Source organism: Pollutibacter soli, from assembly GCA_029269725.1.
Classification (GTDB): Bacteria; Bacteroidota; Bacteroidia; order Chitinophagales; family Chitinophagaceae; genus Pollutibacter; species Pollutibacter soli.
In genome coordinates this window covers 496,786-513,291 of sequence record JARJHS010000003.1, presented here as the reverse complement: position 1 = coordinate 513,291, position 16,506 = coordinate 496,786, and the positions used below count along the sequence as shown (strand labels likewise).

Annotated in this window: 14 protein-coding genes; 6 read left to right on the top strand and 8 right to left on the bottom strand. The window is 40.8% G+C overall.

The window, feature by feature from the left end; all coding sequences use genetic code 11:
* The first annotated feature begins 72 nt into the window (after positions 1-72).
* Positions 73-2,991, top strand: coding sequence for a sensor histidine kinase (locus tag P2W82_RS10525; protein WP_336515838.1), 2,919 nt, complete (start codon positions 73-75; stop codon positions 2,989-2,991).
* Positions 2,992-3,072: 81 nt separating this feature from the next.
* On the opposite strand, the gene P2W82_RS10520 is transcribed toward P2W82_RS10525, so the two are convergent.
* The 5 genes from P2W82_RS10520 to P2W82_RS10500 all read right to left on the bottom strand — a co-directional run bounded on the left by P2W82_RS10520 (position 3,073) and on the right by P2W82_RS10500 (position 6,013).
* Positions 3,073-3,738, bottom strand: coding sequence for a response regulator transcription factor (locus tag P2W82_RS10520; protein WP_336515837.1), 666 nt, complete (start codon positions 3,736-3,738; stop codon positions 3,073-3,075).
* Positions 3,735-3,890 carry a hypothetical protein gene (locus tag P2W82_RS10515; protein WP_336515836.1) on the bottom strand — a complete coding sequence of 52 codons (156 nt, stop codon included), beginning with the start codon at positions 3,888-3,890 and terminating at the stop codon, positions 3,735-3,737. The genes P2W82_RS10520 and P2W82_RS10515 overlap by 4 nt, the downstream gene beginning before the upstream one ends.
* 97 nt (positions 3,891-3,987) lie before the next feature.
* Positions 3,988-4,686 (bottom strand): sensor histidine kinase, encoded by a 699-nt coding sequence (locus P2W82_RS10510; protein WP_336515835.1) that lies wholly within the window; start codon positions 4,684-4,686, stop codon positions 3,988-3,990.
* A gap of 56 nt (positions 4,687-4,742) precedes the next feature.
* Positions 4,743-5,390, bottom strand: a complete 648-nt coding sequence (locus P2W82_RS10505) for a hypothetical protein (RefSeq protein ID WP_336515834.1) — start codon at positions 5,388-5,390, stop codon at positions 4,743-4,745.
* Positions 5,391-5,401: 11 nt separating this feature from the next.
* Positions 5,402-6,013, bottom strand: a complete 612-nt coding sequence (locus P2W82_RS10500) for a hypothetical protein (protein ID WP_336515833.1) — start codon at positions 6,011-6,013, stop codon at positions 5,402-5,404.
* 293 nt (positions 6,014-6,306) lie between these two features.
* Here P2W82_RS10500 and P2W82_RS10495 point away from each other — a divergent pair, with 293 nt between their 5' ends.
* The 4 genes from P2W82_RS10495 (at position 6,307) to P2W82_RS10480 (ending at position 12,480) form a co-directional block, all read left to right on the top strand.
* Positions 6,307-6,639 carry a hypothetical protein gene (locus P2W82_RS10495; RefSeq protein ID WP_336515832.1) on the top strand — a complete coding sequence of 111 codons (333 nt, stop codon included), beginning with the start codon at positions 6,307-6,309 and terminating at the stop codon, positions 6,637-6,639.
* Between the two features lie 484 nt (positions 6,640-7,123).
* Positions 7,124-9,616, top strand: coding sequence for a heparin lyase I family protein (locus P2W82_RS10490; RefSeq protein ID WP_336515831.1), 2,493 nt, complete (start codon positions 7,124-7,126; stop codon positions 9,614-9,616).
* A 140-nt stretch (positions 9,617-9,756) separates the two neighbouring features.
* Positions 9,757-10,836 carry an LptF/LptG family permease gene (locus P2W82_RS10485; protein WP_336515830.1) on the top strand — a complete coding sequence of 360 codons (1,080 nt, stop codon included), beginning with the start codon at positions 9,757-9,759 and terminating at the stop codon, positions 10,834-10,836.
* A gap of 318 nt (positions 10,837-11,154) precedes the next feature.
* Entirely contained in the window at positions 11,155-12,480 is a 1,326-nt protein-coding gene (locus P2W82_RS10480; RefSeq protein WP_336515829.1) for a citrate (Si)-synthase, eukaryotic, read from the top strand.
* Between the two features lie 272 nt (positions 12,481-12,752).
* Here P2W82_RS10480 and P2W82_RS10475 read toward each other — a convergent pair whose 3' ends face one another.
* Positions 12,753-13,871 carry a PQQ-dependent sugar dehydrogenase gene (locus tag P2W82_RS10475; protein ID WP_336515828.1) on the bottom strand — a complete coding sequence of 373 codons (1,119 nt, stop codon included), beginning with the start codon at positions 13,869-13,871 and terminating at the stop codon, positions 12,753-12,755.
* Between the two features lie 113 nt (positions 13,872-13,984).
* Between P2W82_RS10475 and P2W82_RS10470 the strand changes: the two genes are divergently transcribed.
* Positions 13,985-14,560: a YdeI/OmpD-associated family protein gene (locus P2W82_RS10470; RefSeq protein WP_336515827.1), complete on the top strand. Its 576-nt coding sequence runs from the start codon at positions 13,985-13,987 to the stop codon at positions 14,558-14,560.
* Between the two features lie 3 nt (positions 14,561-14,563).
* Here P2W82_RS10470 and P2W82_RS10465 read toward each other — a convergent pair whose 3' ends face one another.
* Together P2W82_RS10465 and P2W82_RS10460 are read right to left on the bottom strand one after the other, a co-directional pair.
* On the bottom strand, positions 14,564-14,896 hold the full coding sequence (locus P2W82_RS10465) for a DMT family protein (RefSeq protein WP_336515826.1): 333 nt from the start codon (positions 14,894-14,896) through the stop codon (positions 14,564-14,566).
* Between the two features lie 185 nt (positions 14,897-15,081).
* The gene (locus tag P2W82_RS10460) at positions 15,082-16,428 is read right to left on the bottom strand and encodes an FGGY-family carbohydrate kinase (protein ID WP_336515825.1); all 1,347 of its coding nucleotides are present in this window, start codon (positions 16,426-16,428) and stop codon (positions 15,082-15,084) included.
* Positions 16,429-16,506: the final 78 nt, after the last annotated feature.

The following is a 16,506-nucleotide window of genomic DNA, read 5'->3' as shown; positions in this document are numbered from 1 at the left end:
TTACACTGCTGTGTATTTCTGCAGACCTTCTTCCTGGCACCGGCAATATCAAAAGCTCAGGAAACTACTTTTTTGCCCCTGACTAAGTTAAATAAAGAGAATCTCATTCCCAGCCTGAATGCGAGGAAAGTTTTAAAGGATAGGCTGGGATTTATATGGGTTTCAACGCAGGAGGGTTTGTTCCGGTTTGACGGCACGATAAGTCGCGCATTCAGTCAGAATGTTGCTAATCGAAAATTTATCCTGAACGGAACCGATATTTTTGACCTGGCTATTGACTATACCGGGGATCACCTTTGGGCGCTGAGTTTGACAGGTGGGCTCACTAAAATTAATATTAGCTCCGGTACAACAGACACTACAATATCGTTAAAGGGTGTCCAGGCGTGGTGCAGGTCATTGGCCGTAACTGCAGGACATATTTTTATTGGATCCGCAGATGGAACAGTTTTCCGGATCGATAAGTCGAATTATACAAATGAAGTTGTCTTTCGATCAGCAGAAAAGCTTCAGAAGCCGGGGTCAATTAATAAGATTCTTTTAGACCAAAGAAATAAGTTATGGTTCCTGATCTCTGAAGTGGGTATCGTCACTTCGGATTCAATCTTTAATAATTGGAAGTTCCTGATTGATGAATCTCAACCGAGTGATAGTGAGATTCCTGCATATACCGACTTAGCAGCCAATTCCGAATATATTTTCATTCCAATCAACACAGGTCTGAAAATTGTTGATATCGAAAAGCAATGGTATGTTAACATTCGCTCGGTTTTAAAAGGGAAATTATTAAATATTTTAAATAGGAAGTTTGATTGCATCACGATTTTTGGTGAGGAGGCATTTGTTACGGGTGACGGCAAACTTTTGAAAATATCGTTTTCATCAGGCGAAATCACAGAACTAAGATTCAGTCGATTTATGGATGACGATGATTGGTTGCTCTATACCAGTTCGATTTATTTTGATGGAAAAGCGTTGTGGATCGGAGGGCAGTATGGCCTTGCATATATTAGAAATCTGGACCCGCCCGTTACCGGTTATTATGAATCGATGGATAAAAGTTTTTTGCGTCTGGGACATTGTACAACTATATTTCATCGAAGCGAAAATGAAGTATATGTATGTACAGATAATGGACTCTTCCGTGTGTACCTGCAATCCGGTGCGCTAAAAAGATTATCGGACCCGCAGACTTTTTATTCTGGAATTTGTTTACCGAATAATTCACTTTTAGTGTCTGGCCCCGGTGGTACGGAATTTTATTTTGGGGGTAGAAAAAAAAATCTAAGTTCTGTTTTTCCAGAACTGGGTCTCTTGGCAGACAAGGGATTTGTGTCTATGGTGACATTGCGGGACTCACTTTATTTTTTTGCCGCTTTCAATCCAAACGAGTTCTATGCCTGGGATAGAAAAAAAAGACTATTGCATAAGGTCGATGTAAGCAGTTGGCTCGGCGCAAGGAAAGGTTATTTTACAAAACGACTTTTTTTTGATTCCGAAGAAAAATTATGGGTATTATTTGATGCAAGCATAACCAAGTATAATCCGCAGACACGGTCGTCTGAGGAAATGTATTTTTTATTTCCGAATTCAACAGATACGCTTAACATAAACATGGATATTGCAGAGACGGGATCATATTACTGGATCGCTGATTATGGACATGGGCTGGCAAGAGTGTCAAAAGATAATGGAGCGATAAAACTATACGGTAAAAAAGAAGGATTTTATAATGTGGGATTGAACAAGATTGTTCTGATTAACGATACCTTACTAGCCATTTCCTCGAATACCGGATTATCTATAATGAACGTGAAAAATGAATCGATTGAAACATTTCTGGAAGAAGATGGAATGCATTCAAATTATTTTGAACAATTCAGTGGTACTTCCGTATCTGATATAGCAATATTTGGAGGGTTAGGAGGAATGACGGCTTTCGACGCGAAAAAAATGAATCTACGGAAATCAAGGCATGATGTATACATTTCCTCAATTATGGTACATGTGAGGGCAGATACAACAACAGAAAATTTTGATATCAACCAGGAGTATTTTGAGATACCTGCGGGGGCGTTGCAGGCAACTGTTAATTTTTCGTCTATTAACTATGACTCTCCCGAAAAATTTGGTTTCGCATACCGGATAATGGAAGTTGATACCAATTGGATCAATATCGGGAATAGCAGAAGTATCAATTTAATGGGTCGCCAGCCAGGCAATTATAGCATTGAAATAAAATATCTTGACGGAAATTTTTCCGAGACCCAATCAATCGCTCGCGTGTCATTGAACTGGTTGCCTTTGTGGTACCAGACCTTGTGGTTTAGGGTTGGAGTAGTTATTTTCGCTGCAGGCTTCCTCTATGCATTGTATCGCTATAGAATCAGTCAGATAAAAGCTCAGCAAAATATCAGGAAAAATATGGCGAGTGATCTCCATGACGACATAGGTAGCACATTAAATACCGTCAAAGTGTTTACGCATCTCGCCAAAAACTCGCAGGGCGATTTAGATTTTTTAAATAAAATTGAAGACGCATTATCTCAAGCAACGACGGGATTGAGGGATATGATCTGGATACTGGATGACAGCCTTGATACAACAGAAGAATTTCTTGAACGAATTAAGAAATTCGCATTGCCAATTTCTCTTGCAAACAATATTACGTTTTCGAGTAAAATAGAATATGAATTAAAAAACTCAATACTTACAAAGAAGGAGAAACGAAATTTATTACTGATGGCTAAGGAAGCAATTAATAATTCAATAAAATACTCCGGATGTAAGAATATTGAGGTCCTTTTTCAAAAAAATTTCAAAAAGAAAGTATTAATAATCAAAGACGACGGAAACGGTTTTGACACAGATTCACCATCACAAGGGAACGGAATAAAAAATTTAAAATACCGTTCTAAAAATATTAATTATAAGGTGCAAATTATATCAACAATCGGCAACGGCACGGAAATTACTATTTCAGAGATCTGAATAGAAATAATGTCCAGTAAGTTATTAAAATTTGTATCAGCCAATATAAAAATCCATCTACAAACTTATTATGCACCAACCTTACACCACTACAATCCCATTCTTCACAGCAAACATTACCAATCCCACTCTTGTAGAAACACCAAGTTTCTCAAATAAAGCATCCCTGTAACCATCAATTGTTCTCGGCGACAAAAACATTTTCTCTGCAATTTCTTTATACGTCATTTCTGTACATGCATATTTCAGAAATTGTATTTCACGATCGTTCAAATCGACAAGCTGTTTTACTTCGCTTTCTTCGTTTTCGAGTTTATTGATGGAGTGAATCAGCTTACTGGAAACCAATTCGGAGTTGTAATATCCTTTCTGAATAATTGAGTCCAAAGCCCTTTTCAGTTCTTTTGGTTCACTGTCCTTGAGAATATACCCACGCGCCCCTGCTTTAAACATGCGAATGATGGAAGTTTCATTATCATACATGGAGAGAGCAAGGACTTTTACGAGAGGATACGTTTGTTTAAGATATTGTGCAGTTGAATATCCATCCATTTCCGGCATATTGATATCCAGCATTACCATATCGGGTACAGGATTGTGTTTTATCTTTTCAGTGAAATCCTGTCCATTATCAGCTTCAAAAACAACTTCAAATTCATCAAAACTATTTATGAGTCCTGCGAGTCCGTTGCGGAGAAGAATGTGGTCATCTACCAGAGCGACTGTAGTTTTTTTAAGTTGTCTCATTGATGTCGGTTTTTTCGTTGGGTAAGCTGATACATATTGTTGTTCCATAATCTGCTGTTCTTTTGCTGATCAATAAATCCAGGCGTAGGAATGATCCATCCCTGGTACGCCTGTCGTTGATTCAGTGACAAATTCGAACTCCTGCGATTCATGGGCAAGGGTGTATTCACGGTCATTTTCCTGGAAAAAACACTCAATAACAACGAGAATTATTTAAAAGATTTTTTATTATGTGTTTCAAACAAGCGGTTACAACCTGAAGAGAACCGTTGTGCCTGCATTTGAGGAATCAGAAGAAATTGAAACATAACCTTTTATCATTTCTGCCCGTTTCTGCATATTCCTGATTCCCATTCCTGGTTTACCATTAGTAGAGTTTGGTTCCAATTTATTTACACCGCAACCGTCGTCCCTGATCGACAACAAAAATCCAGACTCCTGGAAATCTGCAACAACTACCAGTTCGCTTGCCTGCGCATGTTTGATTACATTCTGAAAAGCTTCCTGGGCAATCCTGAAAATGATCAATTCCTTCTGTTTATCAAATGCACGCGAATTACCATTCACCTGCATAGCTGTTTTCAGGATACCGGTTTTCGCTATCATCTCCAGCTCATATGCCAACGCAGGAATCAATCCATTTTCTTCCACATAATCCGTATTCAGACTATGGCTTAAATCTCTTAAGTCTACAATAGCTTTACTGACCAGGTTCCTGGAATCGAGTATGCGGCGACGCAACTGATCTCCTTCTTCGACGTCGGTTTTAAAAAGATTCAGTTTTACCAGGCTAAGTACCTGCCCGATGTTATCATGAATTTCCTGGGAGATATTTTTCAGCGTCTGCTCCTGGATTTCCAATTGCGATTGAAGTAAGGTTTGAGCGAACGCATTTTTTTGCTCAATAAATTTTTTCTGTCTTTTCTGATATCGGAACAGAAAAATCATAATTACAGCAATAAGTAGGCAAAAGACGATTGTCGTCCATATAATGTGAGCTGGATTCACGTTGCTAACTTCCGTCCCCTCAGGCATAAAAAGGAAATAATAAAACAGGAATACAAAATAATATTAAAAACGTTTGTCAGTATTAAATAGAGATTGACAAAGCTGTAGTCGCCTGATTTTATTGCAGGTAGTAACATGGTGTATAAAGAGAACATACCAGCGTAAAAAAACATTACGCCAATAGATATCCAAAACATGGGTGTGCGTGGTATATCAACATACTCCTCGCCAAGGAAATTATTAAAGAACAAGGCAGCTGCAAAAAGTATCATAAGAATTGATCCGGGCAGATAAGTATAACTATGGAATTCGGGCGCAATTCCCTGGAAAAATAAAAGGTTTATTAGAATCGCGAGTATCAGGATGCTGCCGGAAATTCTGATCATCTTCGATAAAAATAAATGATGAACTTCTTTTGAAAACAACCAGGTATAAAACATGAACTCTATAGTCGTAAAAATATTCTGACTAAGTATATTGTTTCCATTCTGACTCAGAAACCCATACCGGCTTCCCCATTCCTGCACATTGGTCAACACTAGAAAAGGTATAAACCAAAAAAGGTTTGAACCTTTCAGCGTACGGTAGTTAACGACGGCCACCACCAGACAAAAAAGTTCAAACCAGAGAAAAATATGATTCATTGTTTCAGGATTTAATCGCTGCTTTCAACCAACGGACAGTATTCGCCTTTGCAGCTGGAAGGCGGCAGTGGAGGACAAGAGATGCCTACATTGAAGGGCTGGTTGATGCCTGTTCCGATAATATCGACCGGGTATCCTTCGGCATCTTTTCTTGTCGCTACCAATACAACCGTATTCATATTGTTATGATCCAGCTGAAGTTTTCTATCAGTCAATTCAAGGGTATTGATGTGACTTCTGTTGTACCTGGCAAAATAAATTCTCAGACCCGAGGTACTGCTGTTGTGCTGCTTCATCGCTGCAAGGTATTCTTCCAAGGCATCCAACGGAAAATAAACAGAGGTTACCACGTTCTTTTTTTCTTCCGCAGTCATACCAGCAGTGGTATGGTCGAAATAGGCCCGCACAAAAGTTTTAGCATCGTCTGCACTGATGTTGTGTTCAGCTACTTTGCCACTATTCAAGTTAGTGGATTTTCCCATTCCATTAGCATGGGATGAAAGATTTCCGCCAGGTTCGCGGACATCACTTTTGCTGCAGGCAGCTACAAGAATGAAAAAAGAACTGGCGAAAATTGCTGCATAAGAAAGAATGGTCGGGGTGTTTTTGATGGAATTTTTCATAAATCAGCGGTTTTAAATTTTGAAAGATTTAAAACTAAAACCGTGATATGCCCGTCCACTCAAGCGCATTGGGAATGGGTGTTTTCTGAGGATAATCTCAGTGAAATGACGATAGAAATTTCCGTTTAAAAAGTATAGTTTAGGGTATGCATAAACGTTATTATCTGATGGGTTGATAGTTTCCTTTGTTTTATTTTGAAATGGTAAACTTTGAACAGGATCCAAGCGATATATTATTTTCATTTCACGCAACGACCCGATATTCGCTTTTGTCAGTTGCCAGTAAACTGCATATGAAATACCTGGTCGCTTTAGTATGCCTGATTATTTTTACATTTTCCTGTGCGAAAGAGAGTGAAATTCCGGAAGAACTTCCTTATGCTATTAAGGCTTATACCGAAGGAAATTCAAATTGCGGGTGCGAACCATTTGTTGATCTTTATTCCTGGAATAAGCAATTTGTTTATTTAATATTCTGTAAAGGACCTGCGTGTAACTGCGCTCCTGTATATTATAATGAAGCAGGAGAACTCCTGACCATGGCGGATGGATATAGTTTTGATCAGTTCAGGGATGATGCGAAATTTGAAAAAAACGTGTGGAACTGCAACAACCGGCCCCAATAAGCCTGATATTAATAGATGAGACACAACAAGATAGATTCAGCAGGGGGGAATCTGTGATCTGTTACTTTTCTGGTTTTTGGGCTATTCTGCCGTACAAGTTAAAAAATACCGGTTAAATACGAGGGATAATAGAATTTTTACTATAAATTGCAGCGACTGAGGCTGTCTGTAATGTTGATTAAATGTGGATAATGCTTCAGTTTCTATTCTGGTTTCAAGCCCGGATATATTGCCTCTGACTATACCCGGACACTGTTGAAGTGTTTCCAAATCCTCTGATCTGAGAATTACTCTCACCAATTGTAATCCAAATATTCTCTCGATTTCCGTGTGTATGCTGTAACACTGCATATATAACGTGCTAAACGCAACAAATACTGTGTACAGCTCTTGAAAGCATAGGGGGAACTGTGCATTAGGATACAACCGACAATCACTGAACTGACATAAAGCAAGATCAGCATTTTCGGCTAAGCATGCGGTTATGAAACAATTTTTATTGCTACTGTTTTGTTGTACAACCATTGGTGCTGTTGCACAGAAGCAGTTCATCATTTATGATGACTGTGAAAAGGCGCCTGCTATTGAATGGGCTGGTCCGATAAACAAATGGCAATATTTCCAGGGCAATGTCAAACCTGATGGCACAGGCCCGCTCAACTCAGGAACTTCAAAAATTGTCATCTCAGATTCCTTTTCGCGTAAAGGGAAATACAGTTATCGCTTCAGCATATCAAAAGATACTTCGTATGGCAAAACCGGTCTGACCGGTACCTCACGCGCAGAACTGACCTGGAATCTTCTATCCAATAATGTGAAGACAGGCATCCGATGGATGGCCGCGTCGATAATGGTGCCGACATGGTTCCAGGATGATGTTACGCCCGATGGAGTTCTATTTTCCACTATACCTGTGCCTTACGATCATCCAACTCCTTCATTTATGTATATAATGAAAGGGCGCTGGTTTTTAGAAGGTTCAATCGTGAGCGATTCCGGTAAAGTTTCCAGGAATTTTCTTTATGATCTTGGCCCGGTGGATAAAGGAGTATGGACGGATTGGGTCATGAACCGAAATTTCACCCAAGCCGATAGTGGATATATCCGGCTTTATAAAAATGGCAAACTCGTTCTTAATCATACCGGTGGCAATTGGGTGGAAAAAGGACATTACGCTGAAGGGTATGTAACCGTCGGTATGCATAAGTGGCCGTGGAATGATAGTCTTGGCGAGGGCAGGGGGCCAAGCCTGGTTAATAATTCCCGGACTATTTATTTGGATGAAATCCGGTTTGGTAACACTTCATCAAAACTGGAGGACTTTATTGTTGCTCCCGATAGTTCTAAAAACAAACCCCCGGTTATTTCTGCCGGTCCGGACATTTCCGTTAATCTACCAAAAAATTCTGTTACACTCAGAGGCTCCGCAAGTGATTCCGACGGCGCCATCATCAGAAAGGAATGGATGCTCATTGCCGGCGATACTTCTGTCAAAATTGCGAACGCAACAGAATTGTCTACTACGATTCTTAATCTGAAAATAGGTACGTATAAATTCAGATTTACCGTAACCGATAATACAGGTTTTGTTTCAAACGATGATATTAATGTAACCGTACTCGACACGTTACCCGATTATATGCCTGGCGTGTTTTTATATGATGACTGCGAGGATGAACCGGAAATTCAGCCCCATACCGAATGGGCACAGTTTCCGCTTTCACGATGGGGATTTTATACCGGTCATGGAAATGATGTTTTCAACAAGGCCGATCTTGCTAACATTACTGTCTCTTCTGATTTTGCACGTAAGGGGAAGAAAAGTTACAAAGTTTCTGTAACGAAGAATCCAACCTACAACCCGGTGAGTATGAGGGCAGAATTGTCATGGAACCAACCCGCTGAAAAATTCATCGGGATCAACTGGATGTCTGCATCAATGCTGATTCCAAAAACCTGGGTCGATGATTGCACACCGGTTTCAGTTTTATTCAATACAAAATCTTCTCCGGATGATTATTCAACACCTTTCAGATTACAAATACTGAAAGACAGAATGTATGCAGTTGTTGTGAACATTTCTTCGGATGGAAAGCCCAAGGGCGAACTCACTTCTGATATAGGTCCGGTGGTAAAAGGGCAGTGGGTTGATTGGGCGTTACATCGCAATTTTACAAACCAGGATTCGGGGTATATAAAGCTATACCGCAATGGTGTACTTGTCTGGGAAAGATTTGGCCCCAACTGGGTTCTGGGACCGGGCCGTGCCCCTGAAGCTTATATCCACCAGGGCTTGTACAAATGGCCATGGATTGATTCTACGGGTATGGGTTGGGGTTATCCATGTTTTAACGGTACGATCGAAGCTTATTATGATGAGTTTAAGTTCGGTGGATACAATGCAAACATTAAAGATTTTGTTACCCTCGATTCGACATCTAATCCAAAACCACCAGCTACTTCATCAGAAGGTGATCTGGTCTATTTTGATAAGATAAAAGGTCAGCTGACTCAATCGCCAATGGGTATATGGAAATCCAATGGAGCAGGTACAATTGCCATGAGTTCAAAACAGATGCTGGTTGGCAATGGTTGGGTTGAGATGACTATACCGGACAGTCTTGGCACTTCAGGCGTTTTAATCCTGGATAGCGATACTGCATTATATGAAATACCGAATAACGATTCGATTTCAAAAATCAACAATTTCATATACCTCGGCAGGCTTGAAAGCAGGTATTTTGTTGGCGATGTGATTGGTGGAAAGCAGGTCTTCAAAAAATTGGATACAGTTGTCGTTGAAAAATCTTTGATACGTATCAAACGAGTTGGCTCAGCTTTTGTCTTGCAGACTTATTATCCTGCAGCTGGGTGGACAACTATATACACCTATGAATATCGCGACCAGCGACCCATGTCGATCAAGGGTGAATTCGATGAAGGCACAAAGATTGTTTATCCCGTTTTAGGCAAATAACTATCACTTTTAATCACTCAATTTTGTTAAATCGATTGCATTCAGATGGCTAACCAATGTTATGATTTCCCCGGCCTGAAGATTTGATTTATTTTTGCTGCTTCACAGGAAATTCCTCTGACTATTTGCAATCTGCTTTGATGAAGAAAATCGACTGGTACATATTCTGGAAGTTCCTGAGTACATTTTTCTTTTCTGTTATCCTGCTCACCGTTATTTCGACGGTAATAGATATGAGTGAGAAAACAGATGATTTTGTAAAGAACAACCTGGAAGCCGGATATGTGTTCATGAATTATTATTTAGGTTTTATACCCTATATCGTTGCACTTCTTTTTCCACTGTTTGTTTTTATCTCCGTAATATTTTTCACATCCAAGATGGCGAACCGATCGGAGTTCATCGCAATACTCGCCAGTGGTGTGAGCCTGAGACGTATTCTCAGACCTTATGTAGTTGGTGGCGCTGTACTTGGAATTTTGTTATGGGTGAGCAACTGGTACATTATTCCGAAGGCAAACGCGATCAGAACCAGTTTTGAACTGAAATATGTGAAGGGTTCAAATATGTCACCAGTTTCCCGTAGTGTGTACATGCGTGTCGATTCTTTCAGTTATGCGGGCATCCGTTACTATGACACTTCATCGAGATCCGGTGGAAGTTTTTTTGTTGAAAAAGTGATTAATCATAAAGTCGTTTACAATTTACGTGCTGATAATATCGCCTGGGATACCGCAAAGAAAAGCTGGAAGCTTACCGGTGTGGTGGAAAGAAAAGTTGATTCATTGAAAGAAGATGTAAAGTTCTACACAGAACAACATCGCAAATTCAGTTTCAAGCCAACCGATCTGCAGAAAGATGAATATGTACAGTCAAGATTGACGACACCCGAACTTAACCGGATGATTGAACTTGATAAGTTACGAGGTTCAGAATCCGTAAAAGATCTGATGATGGAAAAAGCCCATCGTAATGCAACACCAGTTGCTGTAATTATACTCACGTTGATCGGTGCTATTCTTGCCTGTCGGAAAATCAGGGGTGGTAGTGGAGCACACCTTGCGATTGGCATTATCATATGCGCCGTATTTATTCTTTCCGATCGTTTCTCCACCATTTTTAGTACCAAAGGAAATCTCGATCCCAATATTGCGGCATGGATACCCAATGTGTTGTTCGCAGGAGTTACCGTATATCTGTATCGTAAAGCACCTAAATAGACTTTGTCAGCACTTGTTAGCCGGAAGTACAGAAGTGATGTAGTGGATAACCGTTAATCGTATTGCAAGGATCCCCATATGCAGGTAAAAAATTATTAATAAGAGGGCTTGGTCAATGCCCTCTTGCAATTCGACTTTCATACTTCTGATAACAGTGTTGATTAAACGGATAAAGCAATTAAAATTCAATTAATTCGTGGCCTTTTTTGACTTTTTTAGCCTTCTGCTTCTTACTTCCTCCTTCTTTCTTCTCACCTTTTTAGCTACCTTTATACGGTAAGGATAGTCCAATTCACTTAGATCAAACAGTATTCATACATGGAAGAGATCAAGGATAGGTTTAAGGTTAAAGCGGAAGAGCTGGGAGCTGAAATCAAGGAGATTTTAAAAACACATGGAAAAAAGAAAATTGGTGAAGTAACCCTATCGCAGATCTACCAGGGGATGCGTGGAATAACCGGACTAGTGACAGAGACTTCATTGCTGGATGCAAATGAAGGAATACGTTTCCGCGGATACTCCATTCCGGAATTGCAAAAGGACCTGCCGAAAGCAAAAGGTGGGAGTGAACCACTTCCCGAAGGATTATTTTATTTGATGCTGGTTGGTGACATGCCAACAGAGGCGGATGTCAATATGCTTACTGCCAACTGGCAACGTCGTTCCCACGTACCCAATTATGTTTTTGATACCATCGAGGCTTTGCCTGTTTCTGCGCACCCGATGACGCAGTTTGTGGTTGGTATCATGGCGCTGCAGACCGGCAGTCAGTTCGCTAAGAAGTACGCCGAAGGAATGAATAAAAAGGATTACTGGAGTGCGACATTCGATGATACGATGGATCTGATCGCGCGTCTACCAAGGATCGCAGCATATATCTATCGCAGGAAATATAAAAACGGCGACCATATTCAACCGAATGGTTTGCTTGATTGGGCCGGAAATTTTGCCCACATGATGGGTTATAATGACGAGAGTTTTAAAGAGCTTATGCGTTTATATATGACCATTCATGCAGACCATGAAGGTGGGAATGTGTCTGCGCATACCACCCATCTTGTAGGTTCTGCCCTGAGTGATCCGTTCCTAAGTCTTGCAGCTGGTATGAACGGACTTGCCGGTCCATTACATGGCCTTGCTAACCAGGAGGTAATCAAATGGATATTTGAGATGAGGAAGGAACTCGATGTTGAGTTGCCCACTAAAAAGCAGGTGGAAACTTATGTGAAGAAAACTTTGGGTGAAGGGAAAGTTGTTCCCGGTTATGGTCACGCTGTACTGCGCAAAACAGATCCAAGATTCTCCGCGCAAATGGAATTTGGAAAAAAGCACATGCCAAACGATCCGCTGGTTAAGACAGTTTGGAGAATTTATGAAACTGTTCCTGATATTTTAAGTTCTCTTGGTAAAGTAAAAAATCCATGGCCGAATGTCGACGCACATAGCGGCGCATTACTTGTTCACTACGGCATGGTAGAATACGAATTCTATACAGTTCTCTTTGGAGTCAGCCGCGCACTCGGCGTACTCGCCAGTCTTTGTTGGGACAGAGCCCTGGGCTTTGCACTCGAAAGACCAAAATCTGTTACTACTGAACTGGTGAAGAGCTGGCTGGATGGTAAGGAAGAAATCTGGGAAGGATGATTTTTAGGACTAAGGGGTAAAAGGTGCGAACTGAAAAGTCAGGGACGAAGGGCGCATGGGAGAGCCAGGCAACAGGCAATAGTAAGGAGGCAATAGATAGAGCCGGAGCCTGGGAGGATTATCTTACTGATAAAAAGATAATACAATTTTAAAAGTTCGATTGTCAGCTCGTGATGCCTGATTTTAAAATATCTCTTTCATTTTGCAATCAATTTCCACCTCATTGGTTGGCTGTTTCCTACTGCCCCCGCAGTACTGAGGGAGTCTTCTGCCTATGGCCTTGCAGTTATCGCAACCAGCGCATCATTTGCACCGTTGCCCGTGCAGATATAGACTGTACCGGTTGGTGAAACGCATATATCCCTGAGTCTTCCAAATTGTCCGTTGAAATATTCATCCGAAGAATTCACCGCCGTTCTCTGACTATTTAAATGCAGCACATACAATGTCGTATTCTTTAATGAAGCTACAAGCAGACTGTTTTTCCATTCAGGAATTCGATCGTGATTATAGTAATCCATGCCGCTGAGTGCAAAAGTAGATCCCCCCGTTGACCAGATCGGTTCCACGACACTGTTAGCTGAGCAGAAAGAAGTCTCCGAACCATTGCAGGGACCGTTTACCTGCGGCCAGCCATAATTTTTTCCTTTCTGAATAATATTGACTTCGTCTTCCACGCTTGGTCCGTGTTCCGAAGTGTACAAAACATTATTTACCATTACCATTCCCTGCGGATTGCGATGACCAAAACTCCAGAGCGGATTTCCGGATATAGGATTATCGGAAGGAATTGATCCATCTTTATTTATCCGCAGAATTTTTCCTGATCTGCTATTGGCATCTTGCGCATTGGCGCTGTTAGCTGCATCACCAGTGCTGATAAATAATTTTCCATCATCCGATGCCCAAATGCGTGATCCATTATGAATATTCGAAGCCGGAATATCATCAATAAGAGTGAAAGGATCAGAGAGCGCATCATTGCTGAATTTCAAACGAACAACTTTTTCAGTGTAGTTTCCGGATTTGATATAGTTATACACCACGTAAAGAAATCCGTTGTTAAGAAAATCAGGATCCTGTGCCATTCCGAGCAACCCACCTTCTCCTCTGGGCTCTACTTCATCGATCGTTGTACTGAATATCTTGGAGCCATCTGAAGGATTTAGTTTACTGATCTTTCCCGCGCGTTCAGTCATCCAGATATGATCATCATGTCCCCACAATATTTCCCAGGGATAAGAAAGATTGTTACGCAGGATTTTTATTGGCGTTGTCGATGTTGTATCTGTCGGATCTGGAATAGAATCATCTTCAGTATCCTTATTACAGGAGACGCCTGTCAGGAAAACAATAAGTAATGTGCCAGCAATGATCATAAGGTTTTTCATATTACCTAATCTAACTTATTTGCCGGAACTGAGATGGGAAACCGGTTATAAATGGCTGTTAATAAATTTTTTTCCGTACCCGGTAACAATTGTGGAAATTTTTAATTTACAATATGGCAAGACTTGACGACCTGGAAATATTTAAGCCTGTCAACAGAAAAGCCTGGCGGAGCTGGCTGGCAAAAAACCATTTAACAAAAGATAGGGTTTGGGTTTTACTAAAAAAAAAGAGTGCAAAATCGGCAGGCATTTCTTATGAAGATGCAGTACAGGAAGCTTTGTGTGTCGGCTGGATTGACAGTGTAACAAGGAAATCAGACGATGAGTTCTACGCACAATTGTACTCCCGTAGAAAACCAATCGGAGTCTGGAGTGCATCTAACAAGAAAAGAGTAGAGGAATTGATAAGAAAAAAGCAAATGAAAACTGCGGGTTTAGTGAGTATTGAGCTGGCGAAAGCAAATGGAAGTTGGGGAAGAATCGACCAGTCGGAAGCATGGGAAATGCCTGAAGACCTGGTGGCAGCATTTAAGAAAAACAAAAAAGCCGCGGCCAATTTTGAAGCCTTTACTCCCTTTGCGAAAAAGTGGACCTACCAATGGATTTTGTTGGCCAAAAGAGAAGAAACAAGACAAAAGCGTGTAGCGCTGGCTGTTAGTGAAGCTGCAGAAAATCGCAGGCTGGTCTAAGCGCTATTTTTTAAACATGAAATAAACTGCGCCGAGCAGGAATAAAAAACTGATGAGGTATTTCCATTGAAAAGGTTCTTTGAGGTAAACAACGGCAAACACGCTAAATACAACAAGCGTGATTACTTCCTGTGTCATTTTTAATTCGAAGCCACTCATACCAACACTATAGCCGGCACGGTTGGCTGGCACCATCAGGCAATACTCGAACAGTGCAATTCCCCAGCTGATCAGGATCGCTTTCCAGAGTGGAAGTGAATTGAATTTTAAATGACCATACCAGGCAATTGTCATAAATACATTAGAGCAGGTGAGCAGCAGAATTGTTTTTAGCATTGTGATTATTTGCGTTCAAAAATAGGAAATAGAGTTTAGGCAATAGTAAGAAGGCAATAGGCAAACGGAAACAGCCGACTGTTTCGAACAGAAAAACGGAATGAAGTATAACAGTCATTCAATTCCCAAAGGGAAAGTGATCTTATAACCCACGATTTCAATCGTGTGAGCCAAAGGCAAGAAAATCAAAAAGATTTCAGCGAGATCATGTCGGAAGGAACTGGTTTTCTGTTCCAGACATTGTGCAGGATCATTGCTGCGCCAATGGATGAAGCCTGTGGTACTGATGCTGCAAAAACCTGTTTGCCAGGATATGCTTTTGCCAGCATATGCATATACAATGGATTACTGCCAAAGCCTCCATCTACAAATATTTTCTCAACAATGTTGTTCAGTACAAGGTTGGATGACCAAACCTGGAGTGCAATTATTTCCTCCATGAGTTTGTAATATGCATCTTCGTAGCTTGAGAAATTTTTAAGGTCAACATCGTTAAATGTAAGATGACCTGAGTTAATGAAGGCTTCTGAGTAATGAGATTTTGTTGATGGGTGTAATGGCTGGTAACGACCTTCCTCCCAGCCAACCTTTTTATAATAATCCCTTTGAACGTTGAAATACTCTGCTATTCTTTTTGTTTGAAGATCGTGCCAATGACCAGCAAACAGGCGCGAAGATTTTACTGCTTTTGCATCGTGGGTGAGGTAGCAAAGACAATCGTATTTTAGTTCCTGCGCTGTCAGCGGCTGCTGATTAAAAGGATTCATGCTGATACACCACGTGCCTGTAGAGATCAGCAGAAATGGTTCTTTGAAACAGGTCAGGTAAGGTATCAATGCTGATGAGCTGTCATGCAAACCGATGCCAGTTTTTATTTTTTGGCCAATGGATTCGGTTACATGGGTTTTATCACCACCAACGACCGGTGCCAGAATTTTTGTGATCTTTTCCTCGTGAACCCAGTGGTGATAATTTTGTTTTCTGAAATCCCAAAGATGGGTATGACATCCAATACTTGTCATGTCCGAACATGCGTGCCGCGTGAATATATACGACAGAAATTGCGGCAAATGCAGTGCATACCGGATGTCAGCGTAAATATCCGGCCGCATGTGTTTCAGCCTGTACAGCTGTAATCCTGAATTGAGATGTCCGAGAATAGGCGAAGCCGTTTCCAGCGCGAGTTGTTGCTCACCTCCGTAAGTCTGATAAAACTGATTGTGAAGTGCTTCGGGAAATGGTTTCAGGTAATTGTATAAAGGCGAAACAGGATTGCCCGTACTGTTTATGGGAACAAAACTCGCGCCGTAGGAAGAAAAATTCAGCGCTGCAATTTTGTATTTACGATCACCAATAACCGATACAAAACCGGCCTTTATCCATGCGATCAAAGCTTCAAGATCTTCGCAGGGGTCACCATCTTCATCTTTTATTTCCGGAATCTGAACAGATGTTTCATATATGAAACGATACTGTTCATCCAGCAACGAAAGTTTTTTATTCGTCTTACCAATATCGAAAATGGCAATCATCAGTTTTCTTGTTGGTGTTCCCGTATCAGTGGTTATATTAAATGGCCCTTGCGTGGGAACACCATCAAGGGAACTTAT

Coding starts and splice junctions, on each gene's coding strand:
- P2W82_RS10520 (WP_336515837.1), bottom strand. CDS start 3,738: ATGAGACAACTTAAAAAAACTACAGTCGCTCTGGTAGATGACCACATT.
- P2W82_RS10515 (WP_336515836.1), bottom strand. CDS start 3,890: ATGAATCGCAGGAGTTCGAATTTGTCACTGAATCAACGACAGGCGTAC.
- P2W82_RS10510 (WP_336515835.1), bottom strand. CDS start 4,686: ATGATTTTTCTGTTCCGATATCAGAAAAGACAGAAAAAATTTATTGAG.
- P2W82_RS10505 (WP_336515834.1), bottom strand. CDS start 5,390: ATGAATCATATTTTTCTCTGGTTTGAACTTTTTTGTCTGGTGGTGGCC.
- P2W82_RS10500 (WP_336515833.1), bottom strand. CDS start 6,013: ATGAAAAATTCCATCAAAAACACCCCGACCATTCTTTCTTATGCAGCA.
- P2W82_RS10495 (WP_336515832.1), top strand. CDS start 6,307: ATGAAATACCTGGTCGCTTTAGTATGCCTGATTATTTTTACATTTTCC.
- P2W82_RS10490 (WP_336515831.1), top strand. CDS start 7,124: ATGAAACAATTTTTATTGCTACTGTTTTGTTGTACAACCATTGGTGCT.
- P2W82_RS10485 (WP_336515830.1), top strand. CDS start 9,757: ATGAAGAAAATCGACTGGTACATATTCTGGAAGTTCCTGAGTACATTT.
- P2W82_RS10480 (WP_336515829.1), top strand. CDS start 11,155: ATGGAAGAGATCAAGGATAGGTTTAAGGTTAAAGCGGAAGAGCTGGGA.
- P2W82_RS10475 (WP_336515828.1), bottom strand. CDS start 13,871: ATGAAAAACCTTATGATCATTGCTGGCACATTACTTATTGTTTTCCTG.
- P2W82_RS10470 (WP_336515827.1), top strand. CDS start 13,985: ATGGCAAGACTTGACGACCTGGAAATATTTAAGCCTGTCAACAGAAAA.
- P2W82_RS10465 (WP_336515826.1), bottom strand. CDS start 14,896: ATGCTAAAAACAATTCTGCTGCTCACCTGCTCTAATGTATTTATGACA.
- P2W82_RS10460 (WP_336515825.1), bottom strand. CDS start 16,428: ATGATTGCCATTTTCGATATTGGTAAGACGAATAAAAAACTTTCGTTG.